At 62.4% G+C, this 19,900-nt stretch carries 16 protein-coding genes; 14 read left to right on the top strand and 2 right to left on the bottom strand.

Annotated features, from left to right (window positions below; genetic code table 11):
• Window positions 1-81: 81 nt before the first annotated feature.
• The 4 genes from rplQ (at window position 82) to eccB (ending at window position 6,015) form a co-directional block, all read left to right on the top strand.
• Window positions 82-633, top strand: a complete 552-nt coding sequence (gene rplQ, locus QWU44_RS04570) for a 50S ribosomal protein L17 (protein ID WP_370914536.1) — start codon at window positions 82-84, stop codon at window positions 631-633.
• 175 nt (window positions 634-808) lie between these two features.
• Window positions 809-1,759: a tRNA pseudouridine(38-40) synthase TruA gene (gene truA, locus QWU44_RS04565; protein WP_370914535.1), complete on the top strand. Its 951-nt coding sequence runs from the start codon at window positions 809-811 to the stop codon at window positions 1,757-1,759.
• Between the two features lie 182 nt (window positions 1,760-1,941).
• Complete coding sequence (locus tag QWU44_RS04560; protein WP_370914534.1) at window positions 1,942-4,524, top strand: DUF6541 family protein; 2,583 nt, start codon at window positions 1,942-1,944, stop codon at window positions 4,522-4,524.
• A 234-nt stretch (window positions 4,525-4,758) separates the two neighbouring features.
• Complete coding sequence (eccB, locus tag QWU44_RS04555; RefSeq protein WP_370914533.1) at window positions 4,759-6,015, top strand: type VII secretion protein EccB; 1,257 nt, start codon at window positions 4,759-4,761, stop codon at window positions 6,013-6,015.
• Here eccB and QWU44_RS04550 read toward each other — a convergent pair.
• Together QWU44_RS04550 and eccD are read right to left on the bottom strand one after the other, a co-directional pair.
• Window positions 6,009-7,226 (bottom strand): S8 family serine peptidase, encoded by a 1,218-nt coding sequence (locus QWU44_RS04550; RefSeq protein WP_370914532.1) that lies wholly within the window; start codon window positions 7,224-7,226, stop codon window positions 6,009-6,011. The genes eccB and QWU44_RS04550 overlap by 7 nt on opposite strands.
• Window positions 7,226-8,659, bottom strand: coding sequence for a type VII secretion integral membrane protein EccD (gene eccD / locus QWU44_RS04545; RefSeq protein ID WP_370914531.1), 1,434 nt, complete (start codon window positions 8,657-8,659; stop codon window positions 7,226-7,228). Before eccD ends, QWU44_RS04550 begins: the two co-directional genes overlap by 1 nt.
• A gap of 256 nt (window positions 8,660-8,915) precedes the next feature.
• On the opposite strand from eccD, the gene eccCa reads away from it, so the two are divergent.
• The 10 genes from eccCa (at window position 8,916) to QWU44_RS04495 (ending at window position 19,852) form a co-directional block, all read left to right on the top strand.
• Window positions 8,916-12,587: a type VII secretion protein EccCa gene (eccCa, locus tag QWU44_RS04540; RefSeq protein WP_370914530.1), complete on the top strand. Its 3,672-nt coding sequence runs from the start codon at window positions 8,916-8,918 to the stop codon at window positions 12,585-12,587.
• Window positions 12,588-12,623: 36 nt separating this feature from the next.
• A complete protein-coding gene (locus QWU44_RS04535) occupies window positions 12,624-13,652 on the top strand; it encodes a type VII secretion-associated protein (protein WP_370914529.1) in 1,029 nt (342 codons plus the stop codon).
• Between the two features lie 157 nt (window positions 13,653-13,809).
• Complete coding sequence (locus QWU44_RS04530; RefSeq protein WP_370914528.1) at window positions 13,810-14,127, top strand: WXG100 family type VII secretion target; 318 nt, start codon at window positions 13,810-13,812, stop codon at window positions 14,125-14,127.
• A 38-nt stretch (window positions 14,128-14,165) separates the two neighbouring features.
• Entirely contained in the window at window positions 14,166-14,456 is a 291-nt protein-coding gene (locus QWU44_RS04525) for a WXG100 family type VII secretion target (protein WP_370914527.1), read from the top strand.
• 742 nt (window positions 14,457-15,198) lie between these two features.
• Window positions 15,199-15,642, top strand: coding sequence for a 50S ribosomal protein L13 (gene rplM / locus QWU44_RS04520; RefSeq protein ID WP_200253810.1), 444 nt, complete (start codon window positions 15,199-15,201; stop codon window positions 15,640-15,642).
• A complete protein-coding gene (rpsI, locus tag QWU44_RS04515; protein WP_370914526.1) occupies window positions 15,639-16,184 on the top strand; it encodes a 30S ribosomal protein S9 in 546 nt (181 codons plus the stop codon). The genes rplM and rpsI overlap by 4 nt, the downstream gene beginning before the upstream one ends.
• Window positions 16,185-16,416: 232 nt before the next feature.
• Entirely contained in the window at window positions 16,417-17,760 is a 1,344-nt protein-coding gene (gene glmM / locus QWU44_RS04510) for a phosphoglucosamine mutase (protein ID WP_370914525.1), read from the top strand.
• 294 nt (window positions 17,761-18,054) lie between these two features.
• Window positions 18,055-18,366 carry a hypothetical protein gene (locus QWU44_RS04505; protein ID WP_370914524.1) on the top strand — a complete coding sequence of 104 codons (312 nt, stop codon included), beginning with the start codon at window positions 18,055-18,057 and terminating at the stop codon, window positions 18,364-18,366.
• Window positions 18,363-19,580: a hypothetical protein gene (locus QWU44_RS04500; protein ID WP_370914523.1), complete on the top strand. Its 1,218-nt coding sequence runs from the start codon at window positions 18,363-18,365 to the stop codon at window positions 19,578-19,580. The genes QWU44_RS04505 and QWU44_RS04500 overlap by 4 nt, the downstream gene beginning before the upstream one ends.
• Complete coding sequence (locus tag QWU44_RS04495) at window positions 19,577-19,852, top strand: hypothetical protein (protein ID WP_370914522.1); 276 nt, start codon at window positions 19,577-19,579, stop codon at window positions 19,850-19,852. The genes QWU44_RS04500 and QWU44_RS04495 overlap by 4 nt, the downstream gene beginning before the upstream one ends.
• The last annotated feature ends 48 nt before the right edge of the window (window positions 19,853-19,900 follow it).

The following is a 19,900-nucleotide window of genomic DNA, read 5'->3' as shown; positions in this document are numbered from 1 at the left end:
GCCCAGGCGGCCACCGATGGTCCACGGATCGAAGGACAGTGGTCGCCGCGCTCACACACACGTACACGAGGAGTACCCCCAATGCCCAAGCCCAAGAAGGGCGCCCGTTTCGGCGGTTCGGCGCAGCACCAGAAGAAGATCCTGGCGAATCTCGCTGCCCAGCTGTTCGAGCACGGCGCTATCAAGACCACCGACGCCAAGGCGAAGCTACTTCGCCCGTACGCGGAAAAGCTCATCACCAAGGCGAAGAGCGGCACCGTCGCTGACCGTCGTAACGTCCTCAAGCTGGTCAACCAGAAGGACGTCGTCGCTTACCTGTTCAATGAACTGGCGCCGAAGTTCGCGAACCGTGATGGCGGCTACACCCGCATCATCAAGCTCGAGAACCGGAAGGGCGACAACGCCCCGATGAGCCAGATCTCACTCGTCCTCGAGGAGACCGTCTCCGCGGAGGCTACCCGTGCCGCCCGCGCCGCCGCTTCCAAGAAGACTGAGGAAGAGGTCGTCGAGGTCGAAGCTGACGAGTCCACCGACGCCCAGGCGGCTGAAGAGGCCGCTGAGGCGGAGCAGGATGACGTCCCCACCCCGGCTGAAGCGGAAGCTGAGCCGGAGAAGGTCGAAGACGAGAAGTAATTCTCGCGTGAGGTTCATCATCCTGAGGGATTGAACCGAAACGAGAACCCACCGCACGCATCTCCTCGTGGGAGAAGAGCGTGCGGTGGGTTCTCGTCGTTTTTCGGGCGCAACCGGGACATAGAAGAATCGCCATATCGCCGTCCACAGGGGCCGGTCTGTAGACTGATCCGCTGTGAAAGCTCCCCAACGCGCCCCGGATCATTCCGGGTACATTCGGCTTCGTCTCGATCTGGCCTATGATGGTACGGACTTCCATGGCTGGGCGAAACAGGTACCACGAGATGGCGAAGAGCTACGTACGGTTCAGGGAACCGTCGAAAAGGCTCTGTCGACCATACTGCGGTGTCCCGCCATGTTGACAGTCGCAGGGAGGACTGACGCGGGAGTGCATGCTAACGCCCAAGTTGCGCACATTGATGTCCCGGCCACCAGTCTGGACACCCGTTCGATCGGCAACGATCCCTCAGCTCTTGTGCGCCGACTCGCCCGACTTCTTCCCCCCGATGTTCGGGTACACCGTTGCACGAGGGCCCCCGAGGGTTTCGACGCCCGTTTCTCCGCGCTTCGGAGGCATTACGCCTACCGCGTGACCACGCATCCCCGGGGGGCGCTACCGACACGATCCAGGGACACGGCACACTGGCCGAAACCGGTGGATCTGGACGCCATGCGTGAATCGGCGCAGGTTCTCACCGGGCTCAACGATTTCGCGGCGTTCTGTCGGGCGAAACCTGGCGCGACCACAGTTCGTGATCTCCAGGCGTTCACGTGGCGGGACATCTCCACCGCTGAAGAACCTGAACTCTATCTCGCTGAAGTTACCGCGGATGCATTCTGTTGGTCCATGGTGCGATCCTTGGTTGGGGCGTGCCTGGCGGTCGGAGAAGGACGTCGTTCCCCCGGATTCACGGGTGGATTATTGAGTGAGCGTACCCGTTCCCAGCAGGTACCGGTGGCACCGGCGAACGGTTTGTCCCTCGTCGGAGTTGATTACCCGGATGACAGTGAATTGGCTCGACGGGCTGAGGAAACGCGGGGAGTTCGGATCCTGAAGGGCGAGGAACACCGGGCCCGGGGAAAGGGATGTCCGGAAGGTAACCCCTACTTCGAAGAGATATTCTAGGAGATCCCATCTGTGCAGACCCGGAGAACGGCGCGAGTCCTGCATGCGAGGGCCGCTCGGACGGTTAGACTCTTGTAGTCGAACAGTGTTCGGTTGGGTGAACCGGAACATCCCCCGTGGAAGTACACATTCGGTTCTGGCAGGGGCCGTGATCCGGTTGGCGTGGAGGTGAGGAAATTCTCGTGGACGTGTACCAGGCAGCTCTCATCGCTGTAGCTGTATTCACATTGCCTGGATTCCTTGTCTGCAGGGTCTCCGGGCTCCGGGCCCCCTGGGCTGGTGTGGCATCTGTTCCCGCGAGTTTCGGAATATACGGACTCGCCGCCTGGTTCTACGGACTCACTCCTTATGCCTATGATTTCCGTAGCGTCGGAGTGTTCACCGTGTTTATCCTCGTGCTCGCGACTGGGTGGAGACTAGCGGCGCTAGCCATGGACCGGAGGCGACGTGACCGATTCCGGGAGGTCCCGGACTGTGGTGAGGAACCGGCATCGTCAGATACCGGGGAGGATGCTGGTGGCGCGTCCGATATGTCCTGCGATGTACCACCGATCCCAGACTCTCCTCCGGAAGCCGGTCCTGAGCAGGTCGTTGCTGTGGCGCCGGACCGTTCTTTCGCACGCACCGTGGAGATGGCGTCCCATCGGGGACAGGAGCCGGATTCTCCCGCGGAAGGTTTGAACGGTAACCCGGTTCCGCGGCATCGGGTTCCGAAGGAGATTCCTCCGGAATCGGGATCCGTGGATGCGGAAGTGGCTTTGGCGAGATCGAAGCAGCGTGAGGAGCGCTGGCTTGCAGGCTCGATTCTCGATCCTGTGTGGGTCCTTCCGCTGTCCGGCGTACTGGTCGCTTTTGTCCTGCTGCTCTCACGTAGCTTGGATCTGCTGCGGCAGACCCGGTACGGAATGGAGAACATCTTCCAGGGCTGGGACGTGCACTGGCATGCGAGCGTTGTCCGGTTCATCGAGGAAACCGGGGTTGCATCACCGACGCGGATGGGGGAACTCCAGAATATTGAATCCCGTGAGGTTCTCTTCTATCCGACCGCGTGGCATGCCGGGGCGGCTCTCGTTCGGGAACTGACGGGGATGTCCGTGATCGCGTCGATTAATCTGGTTTCGGTCGTCCTACCGGCGATCCTGCTTCCGATGGCCGCCGCTGTTCTGGCCTGGCGGTTGGTCGGCAACCGGGGCGTCACGGCACAGATCGCGGCGGGGTTTGCGGCGATCATAGTTGTCCCTATGCCGGTTCTCTATTGGGTGGGTTACTACGTCGGCGCATGGCCCTATCTCGCGGCGATCGGTATGGCTTTCATCGTTCTTGCCCTGTTCATGTCGGTACCTGCTGTACCTGTTCGAGCGTTCGCCACCGTCCTTGTTTTCGTCGGGATGGTGGAGACTCATCCGTCGGCGGCAACGATTGTTGTGATCGGGCTCGGCTTGTGGTGGTTGCTGGCCCTGGTCTGGCGGCCGTCGAGGAAACCGTCGAATCGGCGGGAGGAGATATGGTTCCGGGTACGGGACTTCCTCATTCTCGCTTCGACGGGTCTTGTCGGAACACTTGTCTTGCTGCCTCAGATTCTCACTGGACTCGGGCAGAGTGAGGAGGTCAAGTCTTTTGTCGCTTATGAAGATTTGACCCGGAGTGAGGCCTGGTGGGTTGCAATCCAGATGCAGACGCGGCACGCCGGTGACTTCGGGGTTCATGAACCCCTGTTGTGGGCGGCCGCAGTGGGCGCAGTCGTGCTTATCGTGTGGCGGCGCAATTTTTGGGCCCCGTTGTTCTGGTTCCTCAGTGTCGTTGTCACCGTGAACTCACTTCTTCCTTTCGGAGATTCGTGGTGGAGTGGCTTGGCTACGCAGATCGGATCGCTGCATTACAACACGGGGCATCGCCTCGTTATGCCGGTTGCGCTACTTACCGCTGCTGCGGCGGCGGTGGCACTCGCTGCTGTCGGACGGCTGATACTGCTGGGACCGATACGTCGTTACGTGCGTGTCTCGGTGCCGTTGTCGGTTGTGGCTGCGCTGGTGGGCGGGTTCTTTCTCATGCAGGAGGCCGAGGATGAGATGCGTGTCGTCTCTGATTTTGCGATCGGGGCTGCCCGGGACGGGCGCATGGTCGATGATACGGATCTGAAGGCGTTCCGCTGGTTGGCGAAACAGCCGTTGGCCTACAGTGGAACGATCATGAGCAATCCGGCAGACGGTTCCGGGTGGATGTACGCGTACAATTCGCTGCCCAGTGTTTTTCGGCATTACCTGTGGCCAACTATTCCACTGACCAGTGCGACGAATCGGATGTACTGGAACCCGAATCGGATTGGTACCGGTAACTATGATGACCCGGATATGGAGAATGAGCTGGATCTCGCGGCGCGGGAGCTGCGCGTCCACTATATCTATGTGTCGCCACCTAGCTTCTGGGCGTTCCAGGAACCGGTCCCGGAGATGGAGGTTGAACTCTGGCATACCCCGGGTGTCACGCCGGTGTATAAGGACCGACAGGTGTCAATCTACGCCGTTAACGAGTGGTTCACCGATTCGGAGCTGGATTTGATGCGCCGTCCCGGTAATTCTCCCGAGCCGCTGCCGCCGCTTCCGACCCGCGCGGAGGTCGGGGTCGCACCGGTAGGTTCCGGTGATGGCCTACGCCCGTATCACCATCGTCCTAGTAAACCCCTGCAGGGGCCTGTGGAACATTTTGAATCGGAGCTTGAGAGAGCGAGAGCTGCGGAGGAAGGCCCGTTCGCTGACGCAGCGTGACAACGCCTGTGCTTGCCCGAGAACAGAAGATGCCTTCAGGCTTCATGTTCGATACAATCGTGGGGGAGGCATCGGTGAATGGGGTCGAGAATCCTCGGTCTCGTTCTGGCATACAAGGGATGAGCCGGGGGTGGAACGGTGGCCGCGTGATCAGGGGCGCGTGGGCCGCGTGTACACCCACACCGATGTTTATGTTTCTCTGTCCCTTCTGTTTTTCAGACACCGGAGCCCTTGATGAACCAGTTCCCGCTGCCCACCACCCGCGCACAGGTCACCGGCCACAAGTTTCTCGCCAGACGCCTCGAACATGGTCTGGTCACCGGGGATACGCGGCTGATCCATGATCCACTCGGCAGACGTCGGCGGGGCATGCTCGTCGGGGTTGCGGGATGTGTGCTCGCAGGTCTTGTTGCGGGGGCGATGGCGTTTTTCATCCCAGAACCGGATCCCGGTGATGCTCCGGTGATTCGTGCGGAATCGGGAGCGCTCTATTCCCGTATCGACGGTCGGCTCCACCCCGTGAGCAACCTGACCTCGGCCCGGTTGATCGTGGGCTCGAATGTCGACCCCGTCGATGCTGCGGACTCTGTTCTGGCGGAGCTGGATCGGGGGGTTCCCGTAGGAATACCAGGCGCTCCGGGGATGGTGGCCCGTACGGTTCCGGAGGGCCTGATGTGGAGTGTGTGCCAAGTGGATACTGACGTGACGGTGACGGTCGGGCGACCGCCTCCGGAGCCGTCATCTCACACGGCGGTTCTGGCCACCGTCGATGGTGTGGATCATGTGATCACAGCCAGAGGTCGGGTGACGTTGCCGGATCCCACCACGCGGTTCGGCAGGGTGCTGCGCAGGCGCCTTGGAATCACTGTGGGGACACCAGCCTGGTCTCCACCACATGAGATCCTCAACGTGATCCGTGAACTGCCGGGCTACGAACTTCCTCCGAATTCCGGAGTGCTTCTCGGAAACGGGAGGGAGTCCTGGCTGCTGCGTCCTGACGGAATCCTCCGGGTGACGCCTCTCCAGCGGGGAATACTCCTCGATCTCGGGGCCACTGAGCGTGCGACCCCCCAGGATGGCCCGGCAGCACGACCGGACGCTTCTCCGGAAGAAATCAGGCTCCCCGAGACAAGATTCACCTGGGTTGATCCTTCCACTACGACAATCTGCGCAGTAGGGGCGGATGGACGTCTGGGAATCATCGAGGAGGCAGCCGATCGAGGTATTTACGCACGGGGAGCGGGTGTAATGCTCTCCGGAGACTCTATCGCCACCCGCTACGCACCGGTCACCGCCACCGGAATCGGTACCGACACCGGGAACGGTTACTACCTGGTTTCCGACACAGGACGCCGACATGCTGTCGGTACCGTGGAGGAACTCGCGGTCATCGGGGTGGAGAATCCGGTGTCTGCGCCCTGGTCGATTCTCCGGTTACTGCCTGCCGGTGAGTCGCTGACCCGTGAGCGGGCAGTGGAACCCCGCTACTGACCGTTCCGAGAACGTCGTTGTCTCCGGCTGTGCATGATGATGAAGGCCGGGCCGATGAAACACAACAGTGAGATGAAGGTCGTGATTGTTCTTCTATGGAGTGCGGTGGATGGCGGATCGGGTGCTGTGATCGTGACTGGATGGGGAGTGCCCCGATAGTCCGCCGCCAGGTGAGTCACGACCTTGTCCGGATTGACGGCTCCGGTCGCAGGGTCGACGGCGGATGCCAGTCTGGCTCTGATTCCGGCTGCAGAATCAGTGGGATGCAATTCCATCAGCAGCGCTGCGGTGCCACTGACCACCGGTGCCGCAAAGCTGGTCCCCTCGAATGCTCTGACACCGGTACCGTCTGTGAGACCAGCAGCCAGTCCGGTTCCTTGGGGTGAGACAGCCACGGGGATACGACCGGATGCTGATAGCAGGGGACCGGGGCCTTCAACCGAGTACCCGGAGATGTTGTGCGGAGTGTCGAGAGCCGCGACAGACACCACCGTGGGCCGATGTGCCGGGAGCACGGTGCTGCCCGGTGGGCACTGGGCACTGACGTTGCCAGCGGCGGCGACAACAACCACCCCGAGTTCCTCCGCACGGTTGAGGACGGAGTCGAAGTCGCGGGTGTCAACCTTGTCGGCGAGCGCGGGATGTAGGCAACTCGTCAAGGAGACGTTGATGATCCGGGCACCTTGATCAATAGCCAGGTTGAGCGCCGAAGTGAGCGTAAGGAGGTTTCCTCCGGAGCCGGGGGACTCGGCGGCACGGCTCCGACTGGTCTGGCGGATGCTGAGCAGCTCGATCCCGGGAGCGACTCCGAGGACGCCGTCTTCGGGAGATGGTTGTGCGGAGAGGACTCCAGCGACGATGGTCCCGTGTCCGTCGCAATCATCCAGAGCGCCGTCGGGAAGAGGCGGAGCCTCGGGTCGACGCTCGCGGGGAACCACGAGATCGCCACCTGCGACGGGAGGTGGCAACCGGGGATGCGGTGAGATCCCGGTGTCAATCACCGCCACCCTGACACCAGCTCCTGTGGCGAACCGGTGTGCCCTGGTCAGGGAATCGGGAGGAGGTCCGAGTTCCATGATGAGCGACGGTGTCGCGGGTACCGGGACGGCACAGTCTGGGTCGAATTCTGGTGGGGCGGCGAAGATCGGGGTTGGGATCACCATCATGAGAACGATGATCGCTCCGGTGCAAGTGATGTGATGCCACCTCATCAGAGACCCCTGATCAGGATGAAGACACCGAGGATGTGTGCGGCCAGGGGAAGCACCACTGCGACGGCGAGTGTTTCCAGCCGCTCCAGCCAGTTGACCGCGACGGGCCGGAGTTCACCGACTCTCGGCCCCCACAACGGAAGGGTGAGGATGGTGAGCGCGACAACCGAGCTCACGGATGCCACGCCGACTGAATCATCTAGGACCCCGGATAGCACCACTCCTACCGCGGCACACAGTGACCAGACCCATAGTGCCCACACCGCGAGCGGATTCCGGTGGCGGAGTGCGTGCAGGACAGTGGCGACGGTCGTTGCAAGACACAGAGCCGCAGAAAAAACACCGCCGGACCATCCGACGATCAGGACACAGATACCGGCAACCACCGAGGTTCCGGCGAGCGCTCCGGAGAGCACTGAACGGGCGAACCTGGCACGCTCATCGATGTCCGGTGCCGGGTCCTCTGGTAACCCGATGTCCTCCCCGGCAGGTGGCAGCCGAGGAACCGTCAACCCGGCCACACGGACGGCCACGGAGGGAAGGACCGCCACCACAATCAGTGCCAGTGCCAGTGTCGCTGCGGCTGCACCCGGATACCCGCCGGGGAATGGCAACGTGCATGCGCCCAGGGATACGAGGAAGAGACTGTTTCCGAGTGCAGCGGTGAGCGCCGGAGTCATCCGACAACAGAACCAGCAGACGGTGAGTACCACCCCTCCGGTGAGGCATCCGCCGACAACCGCGGCACTCACCGCGGGATCCGGACCTGCTGTGAGCTCTGCTGCGCCGCGGAGGATGCCCGAGATCACGGCGACGCTGACCGACGCGACAGCGCCGACCACCAGCACTCCGGTGGTGGAGACCACGTCGTTGTCATTGTCCCAGCGCCGAGCGCTGAGCCGGGAGGCGACCACGACGCAGAGAAGGGCGAGCATGGCCAGGCGGAGAGCGGGTGGTACACCATCACTCCCGGGTACGGTTCCCGTCACCGCGAGGAGAGTGCAGGCGATCAGTCCCCCAGCTACGGCGACTGTTCCGAGGCCTCGGAATGATCCCTGTTTCTCTCCGTCCGCGAGTACCTCGGCGGCATCTCGGAGAACCGGGGCTTCCGGAACGGTACCTGGAGAGAGTACGAGGATTCCACCCTGGCGGAGGGCGGTGTGGGTTAACGGGACAGCGGTCTCCACAGGTACACCCACTGCTGTGGACGCCACCCACGGGCCGGGGTGCCCGGGGAGACCTGCGAGATCAAGGATGTCCGGAAGAATCTCGGCGATACTGGCCCGCACCGGAAGCGCGAGTTCGATCTCCGGCGGTGGGAGTCCCGGTGCGTCCGGGTGGAGATCGACGGCGTCCGGAGCGATCCGGACGGTGATACGGAGAGCGTGGTCGATGGCCACTATATCCCCCTGTGCGGTGGTTGCGAACGGCATGGTCAAATCACCTCACCGCTTGACCCGGATACCGGACGGAGTGGCGGAGAGGGTGATGTAGAACCTGTGCAACCTTCTCAAGAATGACCTAGAATCGTCTTCGTGTCCAACCGGATGTGGGGATCCGGGTACGTTTTTCCGTCGGACACCGTTTCTGCGTCATTCATCCTCCGGTCCGCCAGGACGGGGGTGAGTCTAGGTGTGCAGAAGATCGGTGCGCCTTCGGAACCGACCCCGGAAAGCACGAGGAACAGCCGTGCCCGCTCCCCGCAGTGACGGAATCGTCGTACCCCGAAGCCCTGCTGAACGCGAACCCGGGCCACCTCCACCGGTGGGCGAACTGACGGTCGATCCGGTTCCACCGGTGGCCAGGCCTCGACCGGTCCCCCTCGTACGTTTGCTAATGCCGCTGATCATGGTGGTCGTTGTCGTGGCGATGGTGGGGGTGATGATGATGAATGGCCGCGGGCTGAATCCGGGGCTGTTGGTTTTCCCGTTGATGATGATGGTCAGCGTGTTCGCCATGGTGAATCCCCCCGGCGGGGATGATCCCGATGAGCAGCGGAGGGTTTACCTCCGTCATTTGGCGGCCGTGACGGACCAGGCACGTCGCAACGCGAGGGAACAACGGGCGTATGAATTTCACCGGCACCCGGACCCGGGGACTCTTCACAGTCGTGCCGGGTCGTCGCGGATGTGGGAGCGGCGTGCAGTGGACCCCGATGCGCTGGAGATCAGGCTCGGGCTCGGTCCCGTTCGTTTGTGCACTCCGGTTGCCGTCGCGGATTCGGGGGCTCCGGAGGATCTCGATCCGGTCTGCATGGTTGCCCTACGACAGATGATGCATACTGTCGGCGTCGTGCGGGACGTTCCGTTCTCCCTTCATCTGGGGGCCTTTCCCGTGATCGGGGTCCATGGCCCGGATGCGGAGGGGCTCGTGCGTGCGATGGTCGCGCAGATGGTTTTCCATCACGGCCCCGAGGCCGTCGGGGTCACCTCGACTCTGCCGCAGTTCGAATGGATGAAATGGCTGCCCCATTCGCGGAGTCCGGGTAATGCAGACTTCCGGGTTCTGATCACGGGCCCCGGACATCGGGGAGGAGTGTCTGTCGGTGGTGCGGGAACCACCGTCATCGACATCGACTCACGTCCCGGTACCGAACTCGGGAACATCGCCAGGGCTGAGGGGATCCTCCTGCACGTCGATGGTGTCGTCAGCGTCGATTCAGTCGTGGGGAGGGAAGAACTCGGGATCGCCGACATACTCACAGTGGACGAGATCACGGCGCTGGCGCGTGCCATCACTGGCTATCGACGTCCCCTTTCTGAGGCGACGTCTGACACAGGCTCCGACCTGCTTTCGCTACTGGGGATCGGTTCGGTTTCCGAGCTCTCTCAGTCGCCCGTCTGGGAGAAACGGCGGGAGAACCGACTCTCGGTACCCATCGGGGTCGACGATAACGGGACGCCACTGGTGCTGGACATTCGGGAAGCAGCTCACGGGGGTGTTGGTCCGCACGGACTCTGCGTTGGAGCTACGGGGTCCGGGAAGTCAGAGTTGTTGAGGACGCTTGTCGTTGCTCTCGCAGCCACCCACAGTCCCGTGGAGCTCAACCTGGTGCTCGTGGATTTCAAAGGCGGGGCGACGTTTCTCGGACTGGAAAGGTTACCGCACACCTCGGCGGTGATCACGAACCTGTCGGATGAGGCACATCTCGTGGAGCGCATGCACGACGCGATCTCCGGCGAGATCAACCGACGTCAGGAGGTGCTACGTCGTGCCGGTGGCTTCGCGAATGTGACCGAGCACAATGCGGCGGCGGAAAAGCGTGATGATCTGGAGCCGTTGCCCGCGCTGCTCATCATCGTAGATGAATTCTCTGAGCTGCTAGGTCAGCATCCTGACTTCGCGGATCTGTTCACGGCTGTCGGGCGTCTCGGGCGGTCGTTGCAGGTGCATCTGCTGCTGGCCAGCCAGCGGCTCGATGAAGGGAGGCTGCGTGGACTGGAGTCCCATCTGTCGTACCGGATCGGGCTGAAGACCTTCTCCGCTGCTGAATCACGGCAGGTACTGGGAGTACCGGACGCCCATTTTCTCCCGTCACGCCCAGGCACCGGATATCTCCGGGCGGAAGCTGCACAGCTCACCAGGTTCCGCGCCGTTTATGTGTCCGCTCCGATCTCGGTGGGACAGACGGGGCTTCCAGCGACGGTTGCTTCCGTGCCTGTGGTCCGGAAATTCGATTCCTGGGCGGATGTGGATACTGACCCGGGACAGGAGGAGAACGGGGATCCCGATGTCTCGGCCGCACTCAGGGGGGATGGGCCGACACTTCTTGACGTTGTGGTCGGGGCTGCGGTGACGGCCGCCGCAGATCAGGAAATGTCGGCGCACCGTATCTGGTTGCCTCCGTTGCCATCCTCGCTCGGCCTTGGGGAGGTGCACCGGACGGCGGGGCTGTCGGACGTGTGTCACCGCCCCGGTACCGTGGGTTTCCTGGCCTGCGTACTCGGAGTGATCGACAGACCGTTTCTGCAGCGCCAGGATCCGCACCGCGTCGACTTCACGGGTACTGGTGGGCACATTGCGGTGTGTGGTGGGCCACAGACCGGTAAATCGACGGCGCTGCGCAGCATCGTGCTCTCCCTCGCCGCTACGCATGACTCCGCGGACGTTCGTTTCTACGTGCTTGACTATGGTGGGCGCAGTCTCGGTGACCTGGCTGTTCTCCCCCATGTGGCAGGGTGCGCGGGTAGAGGTGAGCCGGAGAAAACCCGGCGCATCGTCGATGAGGTACTCGGGTTGCTCGATGGGTACGAACACCGTCACACATTCCTGGTCGTGGATGGTTGGCAATCGGTTTCCGAGGTGTCGGAGGACCTCCGGGACTGCTTCGCGCGGATTGCGGCGGAGGGGCCGGGCAATCACGTCCATCTTGTCGTGTCCACACAGCGATGGACATCGATTCGTCCTGCGATTCGTGATCTGATCAGTCATCGCCTGGAATTGAAACTCACCGAACCCCTGGATTCCCTCATCAACCGGAGGACCCAGGAGAATCTTCCGGCATTGCCCGGGCGTGGTGTCACAGGGGACGGGGAACCGATGCTCGTGGCCAACTCGGGGGCACAGGATCTCGCCCATGTACTCCGGGTATCCCAAGCGGCGGGGTTCGTACCGGTGCCCCGGCTCCGTGAACTGCCGAGGGACGTCCTGCTCACAGATCTGCACCCCGGGGGACATGCGCAGGATGCTCCAGCCGGGATCATCATTGGGGTGGGTGGCCCGAGACTGGAGACTGTCACGTGGGATCCGGAGGTCGACGGTCATCTGGTGTGTCTCGGGTCCCGGGGATCTGGGAAATCGACCCTTGTTTCGACGGTTGCCGCGGGTGTCACGGCGCTTGGCCCTGCCACGGCAAGAATGGTGATGATCGATCCGCGCCGCACTCATCTCGGTGAACTCGACGAGACGATGGTCGCCTCCTATGCAGCCACGACGGATGCCATAGCGGCAGCGGTGGCGAATACTCTCGCGACTCTCACGGGACGCCTTCCCGGTACCGAGATCACTCCGCAGGAACTGCGGGCGAGATCCTGGTGGTCAGGCCCGGACATCTTCCTCGTCATAGACGACCACGACCTCCTCGTGGACGGTGTCCTGTCACCCTTACGGCCGTTGATTCCACACGCACGAGACATCGGGCTCCATGTCGTTCTCGCCCGTAAAGCGGGAGGTGCTGCACGAGCGATGTATGACCCGTTCATCGCCGAGCTGCGGGATCAGTCTCCGGCGGTGCAGCTTCTCGACGCAGACCGTGAGGAAGGCTCCCTCTTCGGTATCCGTCCGCTTCCCCAGCCTCCGGGGCGGGGTACCTGGATGACCGGAGGCAGCGTTCACGGTATCTGCCAGATAGCCCACCCCTAATTCCAGGGCATCACCGACCCGACAGAAAGGCATCCCATGCGTATCACCATCCTGGATACCGCCACCGTTTTCGAGATGACGGACCCCAACGGGGAACCAACCACGATCTGCCGAAACGATCTGGTCCCCGATGACAGCACACTCTGGCTCGATGCCGTTGTTGATCAGGCGAGAGACCTCGTCGGTGGAGATTGGAACGACAACCCGGTCACCGTCGTTGCTACCGACCCAGGATCGGCCACACTACTCGCCGATATCCTCGTCGCCGATGGTGCTGAGGTTCAGTTCGGCCGACTTGCCCGGCCGGATGATGAAGGAATCGTCGGTTCTGAGTCTGGTGCGCCCACGGAGGTGGCATTCCGGATCAGGAGACCTCGTACGGGTAGGCGACACCGCTCCACGTTCCGCCCGACGCTCTTTCATATCGCGGTCGTTGTCATTGTGCTCTGTGTTGCGGGTGTCGCATGGTGGAGTGCGGCTCCTGATGCGGAGGACACGGACACCGTCGGGGGCACCGGAGTTCCCACGAGTTCCGTGACACGTCCAAGCGCTGCGGCGGAAAAGATTCTCCGGGGGCAGCCGATGGAACCGACTCCTGACCCCCCTACACCGGTACCTGCGCCGGTGGGCGGCGTTGTTCTCGAAGCGGGCAACATACGGGTGATGACACCGGCCGGATATGTCCTCAACCCGGGAGACCGGGGCGGAGTCACAGCCACCGGTCCTGATCCGGATCTCCGGATACACCTCTCTGCGGATCCACTGCTCGGAACTCCCCCGGGGATCGTTCTCGAGGAGGTGTCGATGCAAGTGGAGACAGACCCTGTTTTGCACCGTTCCGACCGTGCGGGACGGAGACCCGGAGCTGAGGTGGTCACCTACCGGGAGTCCCCGGGGGACGGGTCTTTCGTGGAGTGGATCACCTGGGTCGAGGACGGGCACCAGATGAGTGTGGGCTGCCATACCCGTATCTCCTCCACAGTCTCACAGCGGGCGATCTGCCGTATGGCCACGGACAGCGTTGGCCTGCGAAAAGAAGAAATTCCTGAATTTTCTCCTGAATGAGGGAACCGTGAAGGCCTCGGACGGGTCTCACCATGGTGAAAGAGCAGAACAGGCCCGCCATGGTGGACAACGGACTGCTTTTTCCCCGGACTCCGGGTGACAACGGAGAACGCATGGGTCGTGTTCCAGGCAACCCACACAACCAGGAAGGCTAGAAGTGAGTCAGATATTCCGTACCGAAGCCGCTGTGATGAAACAGGCGGCAGCCAACGTCGATGCGACGAATGACGACATTCGTAATGAGCTTGGGCGACTCCGCTCGGTGGTCGAACAGGTTCGTGGATCATGGGACGGCGCTGCGCAGGTGTCCTTCGATGAGCTCATGGGTCGGTGGAACACCGCAGCCGTAAAACTCCAGGAATCCCTGGGGAGCATCTCCGAGAACCTCCGCGGTAACGCCGGAGCCTTCGAGAACGTCGAAGCCCAGAACGCAGATGCCCTCCGCCGAACCGATGTCGCCGGATTGCAGCTCTAGGTACCCGGTCGAACACGAGACAGACAAAGGAAACAAGTATGGAATCCATGATCCGTTACCAGTTCGGTGAGATCGCGACTGTTGTCGGGGACATCCGCGCGACATCCGGCCGTATCAGCCAGCAACTGGAAGAGATCAAACGTCAGATCCGCCCGATGACCGAGACCTGGGAGGGAGACTCGGCCGCTGAATACCAGGCCGCCCAGCAGAAATGGGACAACGCCGCCCATGAACTCACTGTCATTCTCGATACGATTGCGCGAACAGTGGGGGAGGGGAATGACCGTATGAGTGACATTAACCGTCGTGCGGCCGCGAGCTGGAGCTGACGGTGTTTCTTTCTGGTCCCCGGGGTGTTGAGGGAGGTGACGCCACGAAAAATCTGTTCAACCCATGAAATTCCCGTCCATCGGATCCGATGAGTTCCTGTGCAACCACACGTCGCCCGTCGGATCCCCGATACCGAATCTGCGTCACCGATGGTTCTCGTCCCTTGATTAGTCTCCACGAACATCCGTGGAGCGGAGAACCGCTCCGGTGCTGCTCCCCGTTCCCGGTCGCGGTCGCGGTGCATCCGTGGCCCAGCTTTGCACCCGTCTCATCCTGGCCCGGGAGAGAGGTCCTGACCACGTCCGGTCTCCGGTGTCCCCCAGCACTGTCATGGAGACCTCGTGGGCGTGGGCGTCTCATCCGGTCCCGCAGTCGGGATGGGTGGCTGCTCCTGTGTCCGGTGTAACCGGGAAGAGATGATGACACCGCGCCACGATCGGCTTCTTTTTCTTTCGTGTGCGGGTATGCCCGGACCACCTGCCTGGTGTCGGCATCGTCAATGGTGGTACGACGTTAGGGGTTGGAGATTCTGCTTCCATCCCCTAAGCTGATGTGTCTGTGTGTGGAGTCCCCTGTTGACATCATCGCGTTCCTCCTGTTCCGGTTTCGCCGGAGGGATACGGGATTGCTGTTCGGGGGACAGCGGGTCGCTACGGGTCTCCACCGGCCGCCGTATCCGATCATCCGCATGTTGATTCGTGGCCGGCAGTTTTCGACACAACGCTCTTCAAAGGAGTCATTTTGTCTACTTACCACCCGAGAAGCGGTGACATCACCCGTAAGTGGTATGTCATCGATGCCACCGACGTGGTGCTCGGCCGTCTGGCCACGCACGTCGCTGACCTGCTGCGCGGCAAGGGCAAGCCCCTTTACGCGCCGAACGTCGACTGTGGTGACTATGTCATCGTCATCAACGCCGACAAGGTCCACATCTCGTCGAACAAGCGGGACCGTGAGTTCCGTTACCGCCACTCCGGTTACCCGGGTGGTCTGAAGACCATGACCCTGGGGCGCTCCATGGAGCTGCACCCCGAGCGCGTCGTCTTCGAGGCGATCGAGGGCATGATGCCGCACACCAAGCTCACCCGTGCGTCGGTCAAGAAGCTGCGCGTTTTCGCCGGCTCCGAGCACCCGTACGCTGCCCAGAAGCCCGAGACCTACGAGATCAAGCAGGTGGCCCAGTGACCGAGAACAACACCAACGAGCCCCAGGCCGCTGAGGCCTCCGACATCGCCGCCGCGCAGGCAGCGACCGAGGAGTTCACCACCACGATCGGCGACGCGATCGCTCCCGAGGCGACCGAAACCGACATGGATGCCCCGGTTGCTCCCGCTGAGCTGGATCACCAGATCCAGACCGTCGGACGCCGTAAGCGCGCCATCGTGCGTGTGCGTATGACCTCCGGCTCCGGCCAGTTCTTCTGCAACGGCCGCTCCCTGGAAGAGTACTTCCCGAACAAGCTGCATCAGCAGTTGATCAAGGCCCCGCTCGCCCTGATCGACCGGGAAGGTCAGTTCGACATCCACGCCAACCTGCACGGTGGTGGCCCCACCGGTCAGGCGGGTGCTTTCCGGCTGGGCATCGCTCGTGCGCTCATCGCCTACAACCCGGCTGACCGCGATGCGCTGAAGAAGGCGGGCTTCCTCACCCGTGACGCCCGTGCCGTCGAGCGCAAGAAGGCTGGTCTGCACAAGGCCCGTCGCGCTCCGCAGTACTCGAAGCGCTGATCTTTTCCCCGGATCCATGCCCCGTCTACCGAGGGTACGGTGCGAGCCGTCGTTTCCTTTCCCGGGAACGGCGGCTTTCGCCGTTCCCGGTGCAGGGCGTCGCAGGAATCAGGGGAGGGCTGGCTGTGCAGCACCACTCTCATCTGCGGTGATCCGTGCCTTCTGATGGCCTGTTCGCCGGAGAAAAACCCCGGCTGACCTTCCGGTGTCGGTGGGCGGGCATAATGGACACATGACTCGACTCTTCGGAACTGACGGCGTACGCGGACTCGCCAACAAGGCGTTGACGGCTCATCTGGCCCTGCGCCTCGGTGTTGCCGCAGCACATGTCCTCACCAAGGAAAACCGCACCTCCAAAAGGCGCCCGATGGCCATTATCGGACGGGACCCGCGGGTGTCGGGGGAGATGCTCGCCGCAGCTCTCGCGGCGGGCATGGCGAGCCAAGGAGTCGACGTGCTCAGGGTCGGTGTCCTGCCGACCCCGGCCGTGGCTTTCCTGACCGATGACTACGGTGCCGATATGGGCGTGATGATTTCGGCCTCGCACAACCCCATGCCGGACAACGGAATCAAGTTCTTCGCTGCTGGCGGGCACAAGCTCGCAGACGAGGTTGAGGATGAGATTGAGGCGGCCATGGCACGTCTGCCGGAAGGTGGCCCCACCGGGCACGGGATCGGTCGAGTTCTCGAGGAGGCGCATGACGCCCAAGAACGGTATCTGCAGCACCTGTCGCGGTCAATCGCCCGTGATCTATCGGGCATCAAGGTCGTCGTCGACTGCGCCAACGGCGCAGCACACGAAGTCACGCCGCTGGCTTATGGAACCGCTGGTGCTGAAGTCATCGCTATCCATGATGAACCGAATTCCTACAACATCAATGACGGATGCGGTTCCACACACATCGACCAGGTGCAGCAGGCCGTGATCGAGCACGGAGCGGATATTGGTCTCGCTCACGACGGTGATGCGGATCGTTGTCTCGCCGTCGATGCGGAGGGGACCGTCGTGGACGGGGACCAGATCATGGCTATTCTCGCCATTGCCATGAAGGAGAACGGTGAGTTGCGCAAGAACACGCTCGTCGCCACGGTGATGAGCAACCTCGGTCTGAAGATCGCGATGGAGGAAGCCGGTATCACGTTGCGTACCACCAAGGTGGGGGACCGGTACGTTCTCGCTGATCTCAATGCCGGCGGATTCTCACTTGGCGGTGAACAGTCCGGCCACATTGTCCTCCCCGACTACGGGACCACCGGTGACGGAACCCTGACGGGCCTCGCACTCATGGCACGGATGGCGGAAACCGGAAAGTCCCTCAAAGATCTTGCCGCTGCGATGAAGGTACTACCGCAGGTTCTCATCAACGTTCCCGTGTCGGACAAGACCACGATTTCCGGGAACACACGGGTCTCGGAAGCGATTACGGCCGCAGAGGGGGAACTCGGAAGTACCGGGCGTGTTCTCCTTCGTCCTTCCGGGACTGAGGAACTCTACCGGGTCATGGTTGAGGCTGCTGATGCGGAGACAGCGCGCCGGGTGGCTGGGCGACTGGCCGCAGTCGTCGCCGAGGTCTGATCAGTTCCACTTGAGGTGGTCGTTCCGCCACTGGCCGAGAATACCCCTGAAAATACCCCCACGCTGAGGAGATATATTTCCTTTTGTGCAGGTCACTGTATTTTTCATGGTTTCTCGTACCAGCGTGTCCGCAAACCGGATCCCTGTGGGAACCATTCGGTGCTCGTTCCCGGTCTAAGAATCAACAATGATGATGGGAACCCCTCGCCCTCCCCGACGAGCTTCTCCGGCGCGGAGCAGGGCACCGAAGAATGAGGTCTGAACGTGGAAAACGGTTACTCTCCCGGTGCGCAGGTGACGAGCACCACGGCATCTGTGTACGTCGACAGCAGTACCGTCGAAAAGCTCAGGGAGCTCCTGGACGAGGTAGTCAAGCAGCAGCAGGAGCACATGTCAGCGTCGCCCGCACCGGTGGGGGGGAACCTGGGCCGGGGGTTCGGGGACTTCGCGGGGGAACTGGACCGGCATCTTACGGCGCTGCACCAGGCTACCGCCTACCGGCTGGAGGCCATCAGAGCGGCTACAGTGGCTGCTCTGGAACAGATCGATTTGATGGTGGCCGAGGACGAGGCATTCGGTGACCAGTTGAAGGGACGCCTCCAGTGAAGGACGGAACGGCTACTACGTTCGAGGATGCCGGTACCGGTGCACGTATGCTCCAGGTGGCGGTGGAGAATTACTGTGAGGTGGTCGCTGATCTTCGTACCGCAGCACGGGGCACCTGGTCCGGGCCGCAGGTGACACCGGAAGAACTGGCGGAGAACACCGGAACCATCGCAGGTTTTGAGCCGCAGGTTGTCCTGGACACTGCCGCAGCGGTCCGAGGGAAGACAGATCCGGGAGCAATCGTCGCCAGGTTCGCTACGGCGGCGAGTGTACTCGGGGAGGAAGGACTGGGTGGAGTCATCGCCCGACATCTCGGGCTTCTCGTCGATGACTTTCGGGCGCACTGCGTCGCACAGGATGAGATACTGGCCAAAACCTTGCGGGCGATGTCGGCGAACGCGACACTGTGCCGGATGTCCGGTGAAGTAGCGGGGGTGACTGTGCGGGCGACGCTCTCTGCCATCAGGGCGCAAGTCAACATGATTGACATCGCACATGGTGACGGGGACTGGGAGTGTTTCCGGGAACTCGTGGGAGCAGCAGCGGTACTGGTCGATGAATGTGCCCGTGAGATCTGGGCACTCTGCGTCGATCGTGATGAGACGATGTGCGAGGGGCTTAACCATCTGATGACCGGGCAGGCAGCCGTCGCGGGTGCGCCCCCGGTTCCGCTGCCACCGGCAGCGGAGGCACACTTCGACAATGACCACTATTGTGCGGGTTCACACGAAGTCGATGAGGTGCAGTCGAGTTCCGTGGTAACCGCTGAGTCATCTGTGGGAGCTTCTGGAGGGTTCTCCGCCACCGCACCGGAAGTCAGTGTCACCCCGGAACCGTGTGTCGGAATTCTCGGTGCGGTCGGTCTGGGAATCGCATTGATTAGTGTCGGGATACTCGTCGAACTCGCGCACTGCGCGGTGGAAGAATGTGGTGATGTGGCGTGCGGGCCGGAGCCGGATCCCGTCGCGGAGAGTGAAACTGACACGACCCCCTGCCCTGAACCCCGGGAAGTGCCGGAGCCGGTGTCCGCCCCAGTCCCGGAAACGGTACCGCAACCCGGACCGATGTCGGCGTCTGAACCGGAGCCGGTGCCTGAGAAGAAGCCTCAGCCGGTGCCAACTCCCGAGCCCCCCGCACCAGGGTCCAAGCATGACGGTGGTTTCCGATCCGGTGAGGGAACATCAGGTACCACCCGGAAAGCGGGGCAGTGGTGAGTGACGAATTCGACCGGTTCATCGCACAGTTCGAACAACGCTCCATACAGCGGTTGACCGAATTTGAGAAGGCGCTCGACCGGGTCCACCGCTCGGCGCGTGAAGCGGCAGAAAAGAAAGCGCGGGAAAGGCACCGGGACGGGGAACCGCCATCCGGCATGCGGAGCGCCGGTGGCCCCCGGGTACCGGATCCTGCGAAAAAGACCGTTCCCGCTGCCATCCCCCGGTCACGGGCTGCAACCAGGGGCGTGCTCCGCCGGGGATGGAGCTGACACCTCCGGGATCGGGTGCTTGAGTTCGGGAAACCTGCAGAGCGCTCG

It is taken from the genome of Corynebacterium sp. CCM 9203, assembly GCF_041357675.1.
Classification (GTDB): Bacteria; Actinomycetota; Actinomycetes; order Mycobacteriales; family Mycobacteriaceae; genus Corynebacterium.
Note: the sequence above shows the minus strand (reverse complement) of the source record. Positions and strands in the feature narration are given on the sequence as shown.